The sequence below is a fragment of the Paenibacillus sp. FSL R7-0204 genome, from assembly GCF_038002225.1.
Taxonomy (GTDB): domain Bacteria; phylum Bacillota; class Bacilli; order Paenibacillales; family Paenibacillaceae; genus Paenibacillus_AQ.
On record NZ_JBBOCA010000001.1, the window covers coordinates 2,133,125 to 2,149,726 of the forward strand.

17 protein-coding genes are annotated in these 16,602 nt (G+C 52.4%); 13 read left to right on the top strand and 4 right to left on the bottom strand.

What is annotated here, in order from left to right; translation table 11 throughout:
- Positions 1 to 7: 7 nt before the first annotated feature.
- The 4 genes from MKX42_RS09485 to thiI all read left to right on the top strand — a co-directional run bounded on the left by MKX42_RS09485 (position 8) and on the right by thiI (position 3,850).
- The gene (locus MKX42_RS09485) at positions 8 to 418 is read left to right on the top strand and encodes a hypothetical protein (protein ID WP_340752275.1); all 411 of its coding nucleotides are present in this window, start codon (positions 8 to 10) and stop codon (positions 416 to 418) included.
- A gap of 155 nt (positions 419 to 573) precedes the next feature.
- On the top strand, positions 574 to 1,284 hold the full coding sequence (locus MKX42_RS09490) for a lytic transglycosylase domain-containing protein (protein ID WP_340752276.1): 711 nt from the start codon (positions 574 to 576) through the stop codon (positions 1,282 to 1,284).
- Between the two features lie 115 nt (positions 1,285 to 1,399).
- Positions 1,400 to 2,551 carry a cysteine desulfurase family protein gene (locus MKX42_RS09495; RefSeq protein WP_340752277.1) on the top strand — a complete coding sequence of 384 codons (1,152 nt, stop codon included), beginning with the start codon at positions 1,400 to 1,402 and terminating at the stop codon, positions 2,549 to 2,551.
- A 57-nt stretch (positions 2,552 to 2,608) separates the two neighbouring features.
- Positions 2,609 to 3,850: a tRNA uracil 4-sulfurtransferase ThiI gene (thiI, locus tag MKX42_RS09500; protein ID WP_340757646.1), complete on the top strand. Its 1,242-nt coding sequence runs from the start codon at positions 2,609 to 2,611 to the stop codon at positions 3,848 to 3,850.
- Here the strand turns inward: thiI and MKX42_RS09505 are convergent.
- Positions 3,832 to 4,521 (bottom strand): TerC family protein, encoded by a 690-nt coding sequence (locus MKX42_RS09505; RefSeq protein ID WP_340752278.1) that lies wholly within the window; start codon positions 4,519 to 4,521, stop codon positions 3,832 to 3,834. The genes thiI and MKX42_RS09505 overlap by 19 nt on opposite strands.
- A gap of 183 nt (positions 4,522 to 4,704) precedes the next feature.
- On the opposite strand from MKX42_RS09505, the gene MKX42_RS09510 reads away from it, so the two are divergent.
- The 6 genes from MKX42_RS09510 to MKX42_RS09535 all read left to right on the top strand — a co-directional run bounded on the left by MKX42_RS09510 (position 4,705) and on the right by MKX42_RS09535 (position 10,370).
- Positions 4,705 to 5,364: a TerC family protein gene (locus MKX42_RS09510; RefSeq protein ID WP_340752279.1), complete on the top strand. Its 660-nt coding sequence runs from the start codon at positions 4,705 to 4,707 to the stop codon at positions 5,362 to 5,364.
- Between the two features lie 211 nt (positions 5,365 to 5,575).
- Positions 5,576 to 6,088 carry a hypothetical protein gene (locus MKX42_RS09515; RefSeq protein ID WP_340752280.1) on the top strand — a complete coding sequence of 171 codons (513 nt, stop codon included), beginning with the start codon at positions 5,576 to 5,578 and terminating at the stop codon, positions 6,086 to 6,088.
- A gap of 254 nt (positions 6,089 to 6,342) precedes the next feature.
- Positions 6,343 to 8,187, top strand: coding sequence for a translational GTPase TypA (gene typA / locus MKX42_RS09520; RefSeq protein WP_340752281.1), 1,845 nt, complete (start codon positions 6,343 to 6,345; stop codon positions 8,185 to 8,187).
- A gap of 151 nt (positions 8,188 to 8,338) precedes the next feature.
- The gene (locus tag MKX42_RS09525) at positions 8,339 to 8,626 is read left to right on the top strand and encodes a YlaH-like family protein (RefSeq protein WP_340752282.1); all 288 of its coding nucleotides are present in this window, start codon (positions 8,339 to 8,341) and stop codon (positions 8,624 to 8,626) included.
- An 87-nt stretch (positions 8,627 to 8,713) separates the two neighbouring features.
- Positions 8,714 to 9,817 carry an LCP family protein gene (locus tag MKX42_RS09530; protein WP_340752283.1) on the top strand — a complete coding sequence of 368 codons (1,104 nt, stop codon included), beginning with the start codon at positions 8,714 to 8,716 and terminating at the stop codon, positions 9,815 to 9,817.
- Positions 9,818 to 9,917: 100 nt separating this feature from the next.
- Positions 9,918 to 10,370: a pyridoxamine 5'-phosphate oxidase family protein gene (locus tag MKX42_RS09535; protein WP_036690242.1), complete on the top strand. Its 453-nt coding sequence runs from the start codon at positions 9,918 to 9,920 to the stop codon at positions 10,368 to 10,370.
- Between the two features lie 34 nt (positions 10,371 to 10,404).
- Here the strand turns inward: MKX42_RS09535 and MKX42_RS09540 are convergent, their stop codons facing one another.
- On the bottom strand, positions 10,405 to 10,980 hold the full coding sequence (locus MKX42_RS09540) for a YhcN/YlaJ family sporulation lipoprotein (protein ID WP_340752284.1): 576 nt from the start codon (positions 10,978 to 10,980) through the stop codon (positions 10,405 to 10,407).
- A gap of 106 nt (positions 10,981 to 11,086) precedes the next feature.
- Between MKX42_RS09540 and MKX42_RS09545 the strand changes: the two genes are divergently transcribed.
- Both MKX42_RS09545 and MKX42_RS09550 read left to right on the top strand, forming a co-directional pair.
- Positions 11,087 to 12,418 carry a PhoH family protein gene (locus MKX42_RS09545; RefSeq protein WP_340752285.1) on the top strand — a complete coding sequence of 444 codons (1,332 nt, stop codon included), beginning with the start codon at positions 11,087 to 11,089 and terminating at the stop codon, positions 12,416 to 12,418.
- Positions 12,419 to 12,800: 382 nt separating this feature from the next.
- The gene (locus MKX42_RS09550) at positions 12,801 to 14,033 is read left to right on the top strand and encodes an extracellular solute-binding protein (RefSeq protein WP_340752286.1); all 1,233 of its coding nucleotides are present in this window, start codon (positions 12,801 to 12,803) and stop codon (positions 14,031 to 14,033) included.
- Here MKX42_RS09550 and MKX42_RS09555 read toward each other — a convergent pair.
- Both MKX42_RS09555 and MKX42_RS09560 read right to left on the bottom strand, forming a co-directional pair.
- Complete coding sequence (locus MKX42_RS09555; protein WP_340752287.1) at positions 14,025 to 15,161, bottom strand: hypothetical protein; 1,137 nt, start codon at positions 15,159 to 15,161, stop codon at positions 14,025 to 14,027. The genes MKX42_RS09550 and MKX42_RS09555 overlap by 9 nt on opposite strands.
- A 173-nt stretch (positions 15,162 to 15,334) precedes the next feature.
- Positions 15,335 to 15,571 carry a DUF2626 family protein gene (locus MKX42_RS09560; RefSeq protein ID WP_340752288.1) on the bottom strand — a complete coding sequence of 79 codons (237 nt, stop codon included), beginning with the start codon at positions 15,569 to 15,571 and terminating at the stop codon, positions 15,335 to 15,337.
- Between the two features lie 346 nt (positions 15,572 to 15,917).
- Here MKX42_RS09560 and MKX42_RS09565 point away from each other — a divergent pair, with 346 nt between their 5' ends.
- Entirely contained in the window at positions 15,918 to 16,565 is a 648-nt protein-coding gene (locus tag MKX42_RS09565) for an RsfA family transcriptional regulator (RefSeq protein ID WP_036690232.1), read from the top strand.
- The last annotated feature ends 37 nt before the right edge of the window (positions 16,566 to 16,602 follow it).

Below are 16,602 nucleotides of genomic sequence, written 5' to 3' on the forward strand. Positions count from 1 at the left end.
GGCCCTTATGGATAATCCGAATGATGAACCCAAAGTGGACCGTTCCGCCCGGAGAAAGGTTATTTTGCGCCCGCGCAGCAGAGTCGATTACCCCCGCCGGGACAGAAGCCACAATGAGGAGTATGCTGCCGAGCTCAGCCCGCTCCCATCGCAGCTTCAGAGCACGATGGAACGGAGCGGCGAAGCTCAGCGGACGACAGGCGGCGTAAGAGAGGGAGAGGGCCGGAGTATCGGCTATATCGGTCTGGGCTTCGGTGTCGTTTCCTTATTCATCTGGTCCATTATATTGGGGCCGATTGCCGCTGTTCTGGGGTATTATGCATATGTCAGAGGCCAAAAATCAGCCGGAGCCTGGTCGATGGGGCTGGGGATTGTATCGACTTTAAGCTATTTTGTCTTAATTCCTTTTGCCCGTTAGAGCCGGCTGAATCCGCACATCTGCTTACCAAAATAGGCTATCAGACCTAACTATGCAGGTCTGAAGTCTGTTTTTTCGCTTAGGCATATAGTAATTACTGAGAATAAATAGTAAAGTTCAAATATAAGACTTCGTGTGAAAGAGGGAATGGATGCATGTCAATCAATGCCGCTGCACCAAGCGGCCAGTTGAAATGGGTAGACTTAAGAAGCTCAAGCATGAAGCGTGAGGAGACCAAAGCGAACCCCGGAGTGACCGGTTCCTCGGCGGCAGCGTTCACTGCGATGCTTCAGCAGGCGGCCGGGACGTCTCAAGCCACTGACAGCAGCAATAAAAGCACATACGTTGCTCTTGCAGGTACCTCTTCGATGGATAATCTGCTGTGGCAGCAGCTTGGGGAAGCAGCAGAACCCAAAAGCGACATTTCCGGGGAAATAACGCAGACCGTGCCAACGGATTATGAACAGCTGATTCAGACTGCCAGTGCGAAATATGGCGTTCCGGTTGATCTGATCAAGGCGGTTATTGATACGGAATCCTCCTTCAATCCGAGTGTTGTATCTTCTGCCGGTGCCAAAGGACTGATGCAGTTAATGGACGGAACAGCGAGCGGTCTGGGTGTCTCCGATCCCTTCGATCCTGCCCAGAGCATTGACGGCGGCGTCCGATATCTCTCGTACCAGCTTAAGCGGTATGACGGACAGGAGAAGATGGCGTTGGCCGCCTATAATGCCGGACCGGGCCGGGTGAACAAGCTTGGAGTCAGCAGCGATGCTGAGCTTATGGCGAACCTCTCCGGGCTTCCGAAGGAGACTCAGGCCTACATTGCCAAAATAGAACGCGCCCGCGCGCAATTCGCGGTATAATATAAGGATCAAACGGAATCTGCACCCTGCTTCTTTTGCAGGGCAGGCCGTTTGATCCTTTTTTGTAAAATATAAGCAGTTATGAATTCTACTCAACAAAGGAGAACGCCGATATATGCTGTATTGGGATTATGCCGCTGCTGCCCCTCCCTATGAGGAGGTAGTGCAGACGCTGGAGCAGGTGATGAGGAAGCACTTCGCCAACCCCTCTTCCCTGCACCGGGCAGGAGAAGAGGCGGACAAGCTGATCAAGCGGGCGCGCGAGGTGTGCGCAGCTGCGCTTGATGTGCTGCCGCAGGAAATTATATTCACCTCGGGCGCTACTGAAAGCAACAACTTGGCGGTTAAAGGAGCTGCACTGCAGTATCAGAGCAGAGGGCGGCATATTGTGACTACGGAGCTGGAGCATCCTTCGGTCTACGAGAGCTGTGTTCAGCTGCAAAAGCTGGGCTGGGAGGTTACCTTCGTAGCCCCTGACCCTCAGGGAGTGGTTGATCCTTCGCGGATTGCTGCTGCCGTCCGGCCGGATACGGTGCTCGTCAGTGTTATGCATGTGAATAATGAGATTGGCACGGTACAGCCGCTGCGTGAGATCGGACAACTGGTCAAGGCGGTGAACCGCAGGACACTGTTCCATGTAGACGGCGTGCAGGGCTACGGGAAGCTTGAGGCTCCACTGAAGGCCTGGCAGGCAGATCTGTACAGCCTGTCCGCGCATAAATTACGCGGGCCGCGCGGGACAGGGATTCTCTATGTCAGAGAAGGAGTCACGCTGTTTCCCTTGTTGACAGGCGGTTCCCAGGAACAGGGCAAGCGCGCCGGGACAGAGAATGTGCCGAATATTGTAGCTTCAGCGAAGGCCATGCGGATGAGCGGTGAACAGCGGGAGGCCTTCAGCGCCCGGATACGTCCGCTCAAGGCGCAGCTGGAGAATTATATAGCAGGGATACCGGAGCTTGTACTGAACAGTAGCAGGGACGGGGCGCCGCATATTGTCCACTTCTCTTACCCCGGCATGAAGGGGGAGGTTCTGGCCCGCAGGCTGGAGGAGCTCGGGATGGCGGTCGCCACACGCTCCGCCTGTTCCTCGCGCCAAGCCGAGCCGAGCCGGATTCTGCTGTCCATGGGCAGGGATACGGCTGCTGCGCTTGGCGGTATACGGATCAGCCTGGGGGACAGCCACACGCAGCAGGATGTGAGCCGGCTGGAGCAGGCGCTGCTGGCCGCTGTCCATTCCTTAAAGATTGCAGAAGGAGGCATGAAGTAACTAATGACAACAACAGAGACAAATAGCGGAGCACAGAATGCCGGATACGGAAGCAGCATGGACTATGCCGATATGCTCCTGCTGCGCTTCGGAGAGTTCATTCTGAAAGGAAAGAACCGCAGCCGGTTCGAGAAGACCGTACTGCGCCATGTGAAGGAGATGGTGAAGCCGTATCCGAACGTGAAGCTGACCCGGGAATTCGGGCGGATCTACGTCGAATTGAACGGTGAACCCGCAGGAGAATTAACGAAGGCGCTCGTAAACGTATTCGGGATCGCTTCGATAAGCCCGGTGAAGGTCTCCCGGCCGGAGTTCGAGGATATTCTTGCGGCCAGCAGGACCTTCCTCCACCTTATTGCTCCGGCGGCGGGAACCAGCTTTAAGGTTAGCGCGCGCCGTGTGTGGAAGGGCTTCCCTTACGGCTCTATAGAGATGAATAAACTTATAGCTACCCCGCTGCTGCAAGGCTATCCGGGGCTGCTGGTAGATGTGAAGTCTCCCGATCTGGAGCTGAAGATTGAGATTCGAGAAGGTCATACTCTTATTTTCTGTGAGAATATTGCCGGAGTCGGCGGCTTCCCGCTGGGAACGAACGGCAAAGCTATGTTGCTGCTCTCCGGCGGGATCGACAGTCCGGTGGCCGGCTGGTCATCCATGCGCAGGGGGCTGGAGGTAGAGTGCGTCCACTTTTACAGCTATCCTTATACGAGTGAGCTTGCCCGCCAGAAGGTTGTAGATTTGACGCGTATTTTGTCGCGTTATGCCGGCGTAATTAAGCTGCATCTGGTTCCGTTCACGGAGGTGCAGACCTCTTTTACCGGGATCGGGCAGGATAATCTGATTATTACGCTGATGCGCCGGGCTATGCTGCGGATTGCTACCGCCCTTGCGGAGAAGGAGGGGGCGCTTGCGCTGATCACCGGCGACAGTCTGGGCCAGGTGGCCAGTCAGACCCTGCCCAGCATGAATGTGATCGGGCGTGCAACGGCTCTGCCGCTGCTGCGTCCGCTGGTGATGATGGACAAGAGTGAGATCGTGGAGCTCTCGAAGACCATCGGTACGTATGACTTGTCTATTCTGCCATACGAGGATTGCTGTACACTGTTCGTGCCCAAATCGCCGACGACGAATCCGAATATGCGGATTGTAGACAAGATTGAAGCGACGCTGCCGGGTTATCAGGCCTTACTCGATACAGCGGTTGCCGGAACCGAGACCGTACTTATTACACCTTATGGCGATGAGAAGCCGGAGGACTTAGTACCGGCGCAGGCAGGCCTTCAGGAAGAGTGGTTCTGAACAGCGAATGATGTCCGGCGGCGCTTCCAGTGTCCCGCAGCCAGAATACCGGCAATTACTGCGGCGATGAACAGAATGTGCAGCAGCGGATGTGCCTTGAAGTAAGGGGCAATGCTCTTCTCACCGGAAATCATTGTGGAGGCTGTGAAGCCGAGTACGCCTGACCCGAGATATATAATTGATGGAAATCTGTTGATTAACCGGATAAACAGGGTGCTTCCCCAGACCACAATAGGCACACTGATTAGAAGTCCCAGCACCACTAGCGTAATATTATGATTCGCTGCGCCGGCAACAGCAATGACGTTGTCCAGTCCCATCGCTGCATCGGCTATCACAATCGTCCGGACAGCTGCCCACAGAGTTCCGCCGGCCTGAATATCCGTCTCAGCACTGCCGCCTGACAGCAGCTTATAAGCTATAAGAATCAGCAGCAGCCCGCCGATTGCCAACAGCCATGGAATCTTAAGCAGCCATACCACAAGAATCGTGGCGATGATCCGCAGGATCACCGCACCGCCTGTACCAAGCAGAATCGCCTGCTTCTGCCGCTTTCCTTGCAGGTTCCGCGCGGCCAGGCCGATGACGATGGCATTGTCGCCCGCCAGAATAAGATCAAGGAATACGATATTCAGCAGAGATAATATGAAATCCGCAGCGGATGTATTCATCCCGGGTCACTCCTATAGGTTTGGTGGCTTGCATTCCCCTTAGGGCCATTCCGGCCGGAGACTATAGATATACGCAGCAATCCGGCCGCACATGCGCAGTTTCTAAAATAGCGGGACAAGAAGCATAGCTTGTCGCCCCCCGGCATACATGTAGATACATGGAGTTCAGGGAGGCTGAGGTGGATGGATTCATTATTGCTGCTTGGTGAAATTCTAATGATTAATCTGGTGCTCAGCGGAGACAATGCCATGGTCATTGCGATGGCCAGCAAGAATCTGCCGGAGAAGCACAGGAAGCTGGCAGTCTGGTGGGGGGCCGCTGGAGCAGTCGCGCTGCGCTGTATCCTGACCTTCGCCGCAGTGCTGCTGCTCAAGATTCCCTATATTGAAGCCGGAGGGGCCATGCTGCTGCTCTGGATTTCCTTCAAGCTGCTGCTCGAGGACGAGGAAGAGCTGAGAATTGAGGGAAGCCCTAGCGTTTGGAAGTCGGTGCGCACCATCCTGCTGGCGGACTTTATCATGAGCCTGGATAATGTACTGGCGATTGCCGGGCTGGCCAAAGGGGATCTGGCACTGATTGTAATCGGGATTGCGATCAGCATTCCGATTGTCGTCTGGGGGAGCGGCATCATCGTGGGCTGGCTGCACCGCTTCCCGGTGCTGATCTTTATCGGTGCCTATATTCTGGCGTATACCGCCGGGAACATGCTGCTGCAGGATGCCAAATTCGGCCCGGTGATTTCGTTCCTGCTGCCGACGCTTCATGCTATGCTGCCGATGCTGCTGGGTATTATCGTGGTTGTCACGGGCATGCTGAAGCACAGGAAAGTATCCGCACGCTGATAACCGGCAATAATAAGGCTGTACCAAAAGCTGGAAGGCTTTGGTGCAGCCTTATTTCATTTTTTACGAGAATGCCCCGCCGTGATGTGTGAAGAATGATGGTGTTTTATGCGTTTATCAGATAAAATAAAGGAAAACTGTCGCCGGATTTGTCTGCTGAAGAGGCAAGGAACAGTGAAAAGACACGAAATTTAGAAGGGATAGGTGAAAGATGTCTTCCAAAAATGACATGAAACTGGGTGTGTTCATCGCCGCCGCCGGCCTCGTGATTCTGCTGGGCAAGCTGGGGGTGTTCGGTTTTCTGGGACGGGCCTTATGGCCGCTCATCATTCTGGTTCCGGGCCTGTTCCTGCATGTGCTCTTTTTCACCCGCCGTGCTTCTGCATCTGTACTTATTCCTGCGGGCATACTATCGGTGTACGGCTTGCTCTTCGGCTTATGCAATACCTGGGGCTGGGACCTCATGAGACACTTATGGCCTGTTCTTCTGCTGGGGATCGCGGTGGGACTGTACGAATATTCGCTGTATGCCTCAGTCAGAACAAGAGGCTTGACCACCGCCGCTATAATTCTGGGGCTGCTTAGCCTTGTACTGGTTATTTTCACACTGCTCGGCACCGGGGCGCTGTATCTGCTCGGCGCTGTGCTGGTTGCTGCGGGACTGTGGCTGATGCTGGGAAGAGGCAGACCGGGAAGCCGCAAGAAGTGGAACGGTGGCTTGTAAAACCGATGTCTGCACGTCCTGATAGGACAATTCAAGACCGCTGAGCCGGATAAGAGGCGAAATTAGAAAATTTAAGCGGACTTGGCAACGTTTTTTTTCAGAAAAAGACTTGCTTTTCATAGTACTTTCACTATAAAATTAAGGAATGTTGGAGCGTCGGCTTTCTGCCTGGCGCTTCTTTTGTGAGACTGCCGTGACATGCTAAGAATTTAAACAGTTTTAATTTGATAAATGAGAGGATTTGGATACAAATCATGCATTCAAGAAAAGATATCCGTAACATTGCGATCATTGCCCACGTTGACCATGGTAAAACAACACTCGTCGATCAGCTTCTCCAGCAGTCCGGGATTTTCAGCGCACACGAGCACGTTCAAGAACGCGCCATGGACTCTAACGATATCGAACGGGAACGTGGAATTACAATCCTAGCTAAAAATACAGCAATTACTTATAAAGAGTTCCTGATTAACATCGTAGATACACCTGGACACGCTGACTTCGGCGGCGAAGTAGAACGGATCATGAAGATGGTTGACGGTGTCCTGCTTGTTGTTGACGCTTATGAAGGCTGCATGCCACAGACCAAGTTCGTACTGCGCAAGGCGCTGGAACAGCACCTGACCCCAATCGTAGTCGTGAACAAGATTGACCGTCCGGCTGCGCGTCCTAAGGAAGTTATTGATGAAGTGCTGGACTTGTTCATTGAGCTTGAAGCCAGTGACGATCAGCTTGAATTCCCTGTAGTCTATGCTTCTGCGCTTAACGGCACATCAAGCATGAACGCTGAGAAGCAGGATGAGACTATGCTTTCACTTTACGAAACAATCGTTGAACATATCCCGGCTCCAACTGAGAAGGTTGAAGAGCCGCTGCAATTCCTGGTAACACTGATGGACTACAACGAATACCTGGGCCGTATCGCCATTGGCCGCGTCAACCGCGGTGTAATCAAGCAAGGCCAGTCCGTTACAGTCATTATGCGTGACGGCAAGAGCAAGACTGCTCGTATCGAGAAGCTGTTCGGCTTCCAGGGTCTGAAGCGCGTGGAGACAGAAGAAGCCGGCGCAGGCGACATCGTGGCTATTGCCGGTATCAAGGACATCAACATCGGTGAGACCATTGCTGATTCGCAGCATCCTGAAGCACTGCCTGTTTTGAAGATTGACGAGCCTACCATGCAGATGACGTTCCTCGTGAACAACAGCCCGTTCGCAGGTAAAGAAGGCAAGTGGGTTACTTCCCGTAAGCTTCGTGAGCGTCTGTTCAAAGAACTGGAAACGGATGTGAGCTTGCGTGTAGATGAAACTGACAGTCCTGATGCGTTTATCGTTTCTGGACGCGGTGAGCTTCACCTTGGTATCCTGATCGAGAATATGCGTCGTGAAGGTTATGAAATGCAAGTGTCCAAACCACAAGTAATCATTAAAGACATCGATGGTGTCAGATCCGAGCCGCTTGAGCGCCTCATGATTGACATTCCAGAAGATAGCATGGGTTCCGTTATGGAAAGTCTGGGCAGCCGTAAAGCCGAGATGGTCAATATGATCAACCACGGTACCGGCCAAGTCCGTCTGGAATTCCTGATTCCGGCACGCGGCCTGATCGGCTACAACACACACTTCCTGACGCTGACACGCGGCTACGGTGTAATGAACCATGCCTTCGATAGCTATGCTCCACTGGTTGGCGGCCAAGTTGGCGGACGTCATCAGGGTGTGCTTGTTGCAAGCGAAAGTGGAACAACAACTCAATACGGAATCGTGGGTGTTGAGGACCGTGGTATTCTCTTCCTGGATGCAGGTACAGAAATTTATGAAGGTATGATTGTAGGCGAGCATACACGTGATAACGATATTATCGTTAACATTTGTAAAGAAAAAGCACTTACCAACATGCGTACCTCAGGCAAAGATGATACTGTAAAAATGAAGACACCACGTAGCTTCTCTTTGGAAGGTGCACTTGAATATTTGAATGACGATGAATATTGTGAAATCACCCCTAAATCTGTACGTCTGCGCAAAAAGATCCTGAATAAGGGCGAACGCGAGCGTGTAGAGAAGCAGCGTAAGGCGGCGCAAGCCAGCCAAGCGTAAGATATTTCCATTCAGGCCGCCGGAATAATCCGGCGGTTTTTCTCATTTTGCAGGCGGGGATCTTTCAAATTGCAGGGATTAATTGCAGTATAAAACGGCGTCGGGTGATATAATGTAAGCGTAACTTATGATCCGGGAGGAGTGAGCGGCTATGCAAAGCTGGTTCGCTGAGCATCCAGTTATCGCTTATATTGTCATTTTTATCTTACTGACTTATGTGTACAACCGAGTATTCCGCGTCAATCAGAAGCTGCCGATCGGCAAAGAGATCGTGCTCTATGTGATGATGGCTGCAGGCTCAGGCATGCTACTTATCTTCCAGCATGACAAGCTGCCGATCATCCAGTGCCTGCTGGTAGCAGTCGGGCTGATGCTGCTTGTGCGGGTCCGCTACCTGGTGGAGGCCCGGCAGAAGCGGAAGGCTGCAAAACGGCAGTAGGCGCAACTTTTGATGACCAGGTTCGTCTAAGTTATTACGAAGTTATCTACTTCAATTCCAGTTGAATGAAAAGGAACTAAATGAATTATGAATACAAGCAAGGGCAATTTGCCACCCAGAAGGAACGGCCAGCAAGGAAGCAACACTACTAACCGGCAGCAGCCGAGGTCTGCTGCTTCAACTACAACGGCAAAGAAAAAAGCGCGGAAACCGAAAAAACGCGGATTCTTCGCCCGGCTGATGAGAGTGCTGCTCACCATTCTCCTGATTGCTATTATAGCTGCATTAGGCTACGCAGGGTATTTGTACTGGAAGGTGGATCACGGAGGATTCGGAGTGGACCAGCCGGTTGCCGCAGGACAATCCGCCTCCGAGAAGCCGCTGACGATGCTGCTGCTCGGCACGGACAACCGTCCGAAGCACCCATCCAACCTGACGGATGTGATCATGGTCGCGGCCTTGAACCCGGAGACCAAATCGGCTACGGTGGTCTCATTACCCCGCGATACATATGTCGAGCTTAGCGGATACAAGAAGACGAAGATCAATGCCTTTTACTCCCGCTTCAAGAGCAAGGAGAAGACCTCCGGCACTCTGGCTGAGGATGAGATGAAGAAGATGATGGGCAAATATCTGGACATTAAGGTCGATTATGCTACCGTGCTGGATTTCCAGGGCTTCCGGGATATTGTAGATGAGTTCGGCGGCGTGGACGTTAATATCAGCGCCAATATGTGTTACACGGACAGTGTAGACGGCACTAATATTAATCTCAAAAAAGGCGAAGCCCAGCTAAACGGAGATAAAGCGCTGGATTATGTGCGTTACCGCAAGTCCAACTGCAAGCCGGCGACGAAGCCTTCGGATGATTTTGAACGCAATAAGCGTCAGAACGAGGTACTGACTTCTTTGATCTCTCAGATGCAGTCGCTGGGCGGCGTCCTCAAAATCGGCCGGGTGCTGGATGCGGTAGATAATAATCTGGAGAGCGATATCGAGAATGCGCAGATTAAGAGCCTGATCGCAACTTACTGGGATATATCCAAGGAGAATGTCGAATATGTACCGGTAACCGGAACCTGGCGCAGCCCCTATGTATATATTAACGATAAGGAGCTGGACGCAGCGAAGAAAAGCCTTCAGGACCGGATATCCGGAGTGTCCGCTGCAGTGGTCTCAGGCCAGCCTTGAGCAGCAGGCAGGGTACAATCTGTAAATTGAATGCAAGTTTCGTCCTGTGCTATAATATAATAAATTGAATGTATTCTTGCCGCATAGGGGGCCTGTAACTATGTCTGAAGCCGTTGCTCAGCTCAATGAAACTCTGCTAGCTATGCTGCAATCGGAGACGTTTGTTCTTCTTAACACTGTGGATGCAGAATCCGGCGGACCTACGTCGACTGCGATCTCCTGGATCTATGCTGTGAGCCCTTCCATTGTCCGGCTGGCTGTGGACCACCGTTCCAGACTGGTGAACAACATGAAGGTTAACCCGAGAGTAACGATTACCGTGTTTGGTGAAGGGACGGTGCATGCGATTAACGGTCATGCTGCGGTTAGGCTGGACCCGTTGCCGGATGTTCCGTTTAAGATGTGCTGTTTTGATATTGAGATTGAAGCGGTCCGCAATGCGCTGTTTTATGGTGCGCACCTGGAATCTGCTCCGAAATATGCGAAGGTATACGATGCACGTGCGGCTGAGAAGCTGGACGGACAAGTGTTTGCCGCCATGCAAAAAGCCTAGTGTGCTATCACTAGGCTTTTTTTGAAATTAGCTCCTAACGGGTATTGCCTTGCGGCTCTATATCTTCCGGCAGTTGCGGAATGATCCGGCCGATAATATCAGCCATCTCGGAGGCGAAGCCCGAGACCGGGTTGCCCTTGGAGATATGCTTGCCCATCTCGGCCAGTCTGCTGCTGAGGTCCATGTCGGCAGTCACCAGAACTCTTACGCCCCTGGGGTCCTTGCGGATCGCTTCGGCTACCGAATATTTCACGCTTCCGACCCGCGAACGGGTAAGGGCGCCGTCCACATCAATGCCGACCACGGCAAGGTTGTTCATAACGACACAGTGGACGCCTTCCACACCCGGGACTCTTCGCGCTAATTGTTCAAAATGATCCTTGAGTGCCACATCGTTGTCATGCTTGCCTTCTGAAGGTTGTCCCGAATCCGGGGTGGGCTCTTGTACGGCTGTACCATCTTCCGACAATGTCCGCACTCCGCGGTTCCCCTGGCTGTTTAAAGTGCCAGCTGATTGTTTATCCTGAGGAGAGGGTGATGTCTCTTTATTAGCGATACCGCAGCTTGTCAGCAGCAGCAGTACCAGCAACAGACACATTGATTTTCTCATATGTGCGTACTCCTTTCAGCCTGAGAATTAGTGATTTACCTTATCTTGCCCTTGCTGAAAAGAGTTATGTATGATCAATCAAACCAGGCGCTGTGGAGGGGATAACATGAAAAAGATATTCGTACTGGACACTAACGTGCTGTTGCACGACCCCAATTCGATTTTTGCTTTCAAGGCGAATGAGGTGGTCATTCCTGCTGTAGTCCTGGAAGAAATCGACTCCAAGAAGCGTAATGCCGATGAAATCGGCCGTAACGCCCGCACCGTATCGCGTCTGTTAGACGGACTCCGGGAGCTGGGCCACCTGCATAGCGGGGTGGTACTTGACCATGGAGGCACGCTGAAGGTGGAGCTCAATCACCGCAGCTTCGTCAAGGTACAGGAGATGTTCGGCGAAGTCTCCAATGACAACCGGATATTGGCTGTAGCGCTCAATTATCTCCACGAGGAGAACGAGAAGGCTGACCCGAGTCCTGTGGTACTTGTAAGTAAAGATGTTCTCGTCCGCATCAAAGCGGATGTGCTTGGCATAACTCCGGAGGATTATCTGTCTGACCGCACCGGCGATTTGAATGAGCTCTATTCCGGTTGCCAGTCGCTGATGGCCCATCCTTCACTGATTGATGAATATTACAGTCACCGCTTCCTGTCCACGAAGCAGCTGTCGCTGTCCTATCCTCTGTATCCGCATGAATTCGTAATTCTGAAGGATGAGATCGGAAGCGGCAAATCTGCGCTGCTGAAGGTCAACAGCGATGCCTCCCGTCTGGAGCCGCTCTATCTGGGTAATGATGCGGTATGGGGCATCAGCGCCCGGAATGCGCAGCAGCGGATGGCGCTTGAGCTTCTGCTGAATGATGATATTCCGCTGGTAACCATTACCGGCAAGGCGGGAACAGGCAAGACGCTGCTGGCGTTAGCCGCGGGATTGTTCAAGGTAGAGGATGAACACAAATACAAGAAGCTGCTGATTGCCCGCCCGGTGGTACCGATGGGTAAGGATATCGGTTATCTGCCGGGAGAGAAGGATGAGAAGCTCCGTCCATGGATGCAGCCGATTTATGATAACCTCGAATTCCTGTTTGACACCAAGAAGGCAGGGGATATCGATAAAATATTGATGGGTCTGGGAAGTATCCAGGTAGAGGCGCTGACCTATATCCGCGGCCGTTCCATCCCGTCGCAGTTCATTATTATTGATGAGGCGCAGAACCTGTCCCGCCACGAAGTGAAGACGATTGTCTCCCGGGCCGGCGAGGGCAGTAAGGTGATCCTGATGGGTGACCCGGAGCAGATTGACCACCCTTATCTGGATGCGGCGAGCAACGGCCTCAGCTATATCGTGGAGAAGTTCAAGCAGCAGGGCATTAGCGGACATATTACACTGGAAAAGGGTGAGCGTTCGCATCTGGCCCAACTGGCCGCCGATCTGCTGTAACCCGCAACAACAAACAAATATTATTCCAGCCGGGAGATCATCACTCCCGGCTTTTTGCTGCCCGCCTCCGGAAGCGGCGGGAGAGTTTTTGTGCAGTTAAAAAGTGCGATCAGCGGAGGGAGCGGAATTGTTCTGGAGAAGCGTAGCGTTCGCCTTTAAAGACGGATTTCAACCTCTAATCAGTTCTTGAATAAGAAATCGGGCTTTAACAGCGATCGGAAGAATAATCCGCACACGCAGCGTCTTGCGCACCTGGGTTTTAACCTGCACTGAACAATCCCGCCGTTTCCTTCTATATAAAGAGAACGGTTTCACAACCCAAGACAATCACCAGCATCTCTGCTAAAATGAGGAATAAGAAACGCTGAAGGAGAGAGCGCATGTGCTGAAACGCAAAAATTACTGGCTGCTGTTTGCAGTTCTGCTGCTGGCCCTGACAAGCCTGTCACCCAGCATGGAGCTGAATACGGATCATGGTAGCTATCCGCCCAGACAGCCGCTGGACCAATCAGAGCGTCCTCCTTCAGGAGAAGCAGGGAAAGTCGAGAGTCTCCAGATCCGCGTCTCGCTCAGTACGGAGGAATTCAGCGTGCTTGAGCAGATTAGCAAAGAGTACACTATATCCAGCGGAGTCAGCGTGATCCTTAAGAATGTAGAGTCGGAAGACGGGGGAGCACAGGTGCGCGATGAACTAACCATTGGGACAAGCCCGGATATCGTGATGCTGGACGGTCACAGCATTTATGATCTGGCGACCCGGGGCTATCTGCTGCCTGTAGATATCTACCAGAGTGTTCCCGGGAGTACGCCGCTTACGATGCTTATTCCCCAAATGCAATGGAACGGATATAACTGGGGAGTGCCGCTGGATATCGATCCGTATGTCCTGGTGTATTCGCCGGAGCGGCTCGCCGGATTTGGTTTTGCGGAGGTGCCCGCAAGTCTGGAGCAGTGGAATGAGCTGCTTGGACGGCTCAAGGAGGACCCGGAGAAGAAGCGTTATCTGCTGGCTATGGATACGCGGAATCCGTATGGGTATGCCGCCGTGCTGCATAGCATGGGGAGCAGCTTGCGCTCCGCCAGCCTTGAGCAGGCTCAGTGGACAGAAGCAGCGCGCAGCTATTTGTATCTGACCAGCCGGGTCAATAAGGAAATCTGGGAGTTGCTGCAGGATGGGAAGCTTGCGGTGGCGGCTGTGCCGCTATCGGAGTGGAAGAAGCACGGAAATTCGACGCTGGCGGTGCAGATGCCCAAGAAGCAGGAGGGTGTACCGAGCTATGAGGTCATTCACAGCCGCTTTTTTGCGCTTCCTGCACAATCCGGCAGTCCGGAAGCGGCAGTCAAATGGCTTGCTTATGTTACTTCGAGCACAGCCCAACTGGAATGGCTGGAGAACACGGATCGTCTTCCGGCACTGGATGAGCTGTACCGAACCGCTCAGTCCAAGATTGGGAAGCTGCCAATGGAAGCCGGATGGTTCCTTGCAGAGGATAACACCCCCGGTCCCGGCTCTGAGGCTGAGTGGAGCCGGAAGGCGGAGGCAGCGCTTGGTTTGTTAACCGGCAAGCTGAATGCGGCCGCTTATGAAGCAGCGGTGAAGCCTCCTTTAGAATGAGAGGGACAGCTTCACATGCAGGATGCCGTCCAAGCTTGCGACCTCGGTGGCCTGCAGGAAGGAGACGATCTTGGACGGATAGAAGCCGAGATCGAATTCTTCCTCCAGTGCCTGGCGGGTGGTATCCGGCAGTTCCAGACCATTGAATACCACATGATCAACATGGAACATCAAGCCGTTGACAGGCTCCTGCTGTATGGTATAGCGGCCGGTCAGCGACAGTGACAAGCCCCCGCTTTTACCCGTTGCCGAAACTGAATTGTCCTTGAACGCAAACCGGAAATCCTGGAACAGCGGGTTCTGGGTTACCAGGAACTCATTCAGATCCTTTTCGGACAGGGCCAGATTATAGGTCATCCCCTTGCGTACCAGCACGCCATCCCGGCTCTGGACGAACTCCGGCAGCTGCTTCATGGCAGAAGCCAGCGCTTTGAAATACTTCCGTACCTCATGCAGGCCGATATTCTCCCAATATTTACTGAACTCCTCCAGCAGCCGCTCCATACTCTCAGGATTTGTACTGGCCTGAATCCCGCCTGCAATCTCCTTATCTAAGGCAAGCACGCGTTTCTGTTGCTCTTCGAGCGCCGTTTTGAGCTCTGCCAGCTCCTGGCTGCTGCGCCGTGCGGCCGTGAGTGTACTTTTCAAATCCTTGTACTGCGTCTCATATTCCGTGAGTGTCTTCCGGTCCTGCCCCATAATAATCTCATAATAATCGAATAGAGCGATTAGCCTGCTGATACTTTTGGCGGAGAGGAAGGCTGTAAGAAGCCCATCCCGTTCCCCCATATAATAGGCCCGCACAACAGCACCCGCCCGTTCCTGCTGATCCGCGATATTACTCTGCTTGGCAGCAGCCTGCTCTTCCAGTTCAGCGGCTTTGCGCTCCAGCGTCTGTTGTTCTGCGGTAATCCGGGCAATCTCACGTTCAATCTCTGCGGAGGACAGCGTCTGCTCCAGCAGTTTACGGGTCTCTTCATCATCCGGCATAGAGGGCGGAGGGGCGCTGACTCCTGAAGCGGAGCCGGAACCGGCGGACAGATAGACCGGAGAAGCCGGCGGCATAGCGATGCAGGTGAGGATCAATATTGCTGCGAATAACCGGCGAACCGTATTACGGGATAACACTTGCACCACCACCTTGAACAGAGTTAGACAGGTATGTACTATTAATATGTTTCAGCCTGTTAAAATATCATACCCTGTTTTGCGTCTCCCCGAACTACAATTTTGCAAACAAAAAGAACGGAAATGCTCCCTTAAGGCAAGAAGCCATATCCGTTCATTCCTATATATATGCGTTATAGCGGCAATCCCATCTCAAATATCGTCCAATAGCTGAAGCCCGTAAACGTCAGGATCATATACCCCCAAAAGAGCAGGATGTAGGTCTTTTCCGTAAATTTCATATAGCCCAGAATCACAAAAAAAGCGGTTTGCAAAAAGAATAGCAGGGCCATTTCCGTCAGATTACCGGCAAAAGCCATAAGTCCGATGGTGAGTGTGAAAAATCCTAATACGCGAAACATGCGGTCCAAGAGAGGGTCCCCCTTCCAGTATGAATCCGGCTAACAGCTGCTTACTATTTATTATAACGGCTGTCTAAAACACTGTAAACGAATTCATTGAAAAAAATTCAAAATTTCATAAAATATATGATTTTTATTATTGACACAAGCTCTCTGGACGGAAAAGAGGAATTTATAGCAAAGGTAGTATGAGGTGCAGACAAATTGGCAATACAAATTAGTATCAAATAGATTCTATGAACTCTAATAGAGGCATAGAAATGGAGTAAGCAGCTTTTATCCCTATTCACTACCCGGCGGAGCTGCCGGTTCTGAAGATGGTTATTTCATGATGTTGTTAGGAGGGTTAGGCTTTATGACAGCCGTTAGACAGGATGCTTGGAGTGCAGAAGATGATCTGATATTGGCAGAAATAACGCTGCGTCATATCCGCGAGGGCAGCACACAGCTTGCTGCTTTTGAAGAGGTGGGTGAAAAAATCGGCAGAACTTCGGCTGCGTGCGGTTTCCGCTGGAACAGCTGTGTGCGCAAAAGCTACGAGGATGCCATCGGGATTGCCAAAGGCCAGCGCCAGAAACGGAGCTATCTGAAAAAACAGCCTGCCTCGCGCGGGGCGCAGGTAGCCGGACTGATTCTCGGTGACATTGAGGAAGACTACAGCCGCAGCGAAGGATTAAGCGAGAACAGCTTGTCCATCGATGCCGTCATCCGCTTCCTGCGGCAGTGGAAGGGGACATTCCAGGAGGCCGGCAGACAGCTTAAGATGCTAGAGCGCGATCTGCGGGAGAAGGAAGAGGAGCTCTCTGAACTGAGAGTAGAGAATGAACGTCTATCCAGAGAAGTGAATCTTGCCCAGAGCGATTACCGTGTGGTTAATGATGATTACAAGGCGCTGATCCAGATTATGGACCGTGCCCGCAGGCTGGCTTTTCTTAATGAAGAGGATGAAGAGAAGACACGCTTCAAAATGGATGCGAACGGAAACCTGGAACGGATTGAATAGAAGATTTAGGCAGCAAGCCCTGCGTCCGAGTGCGTTA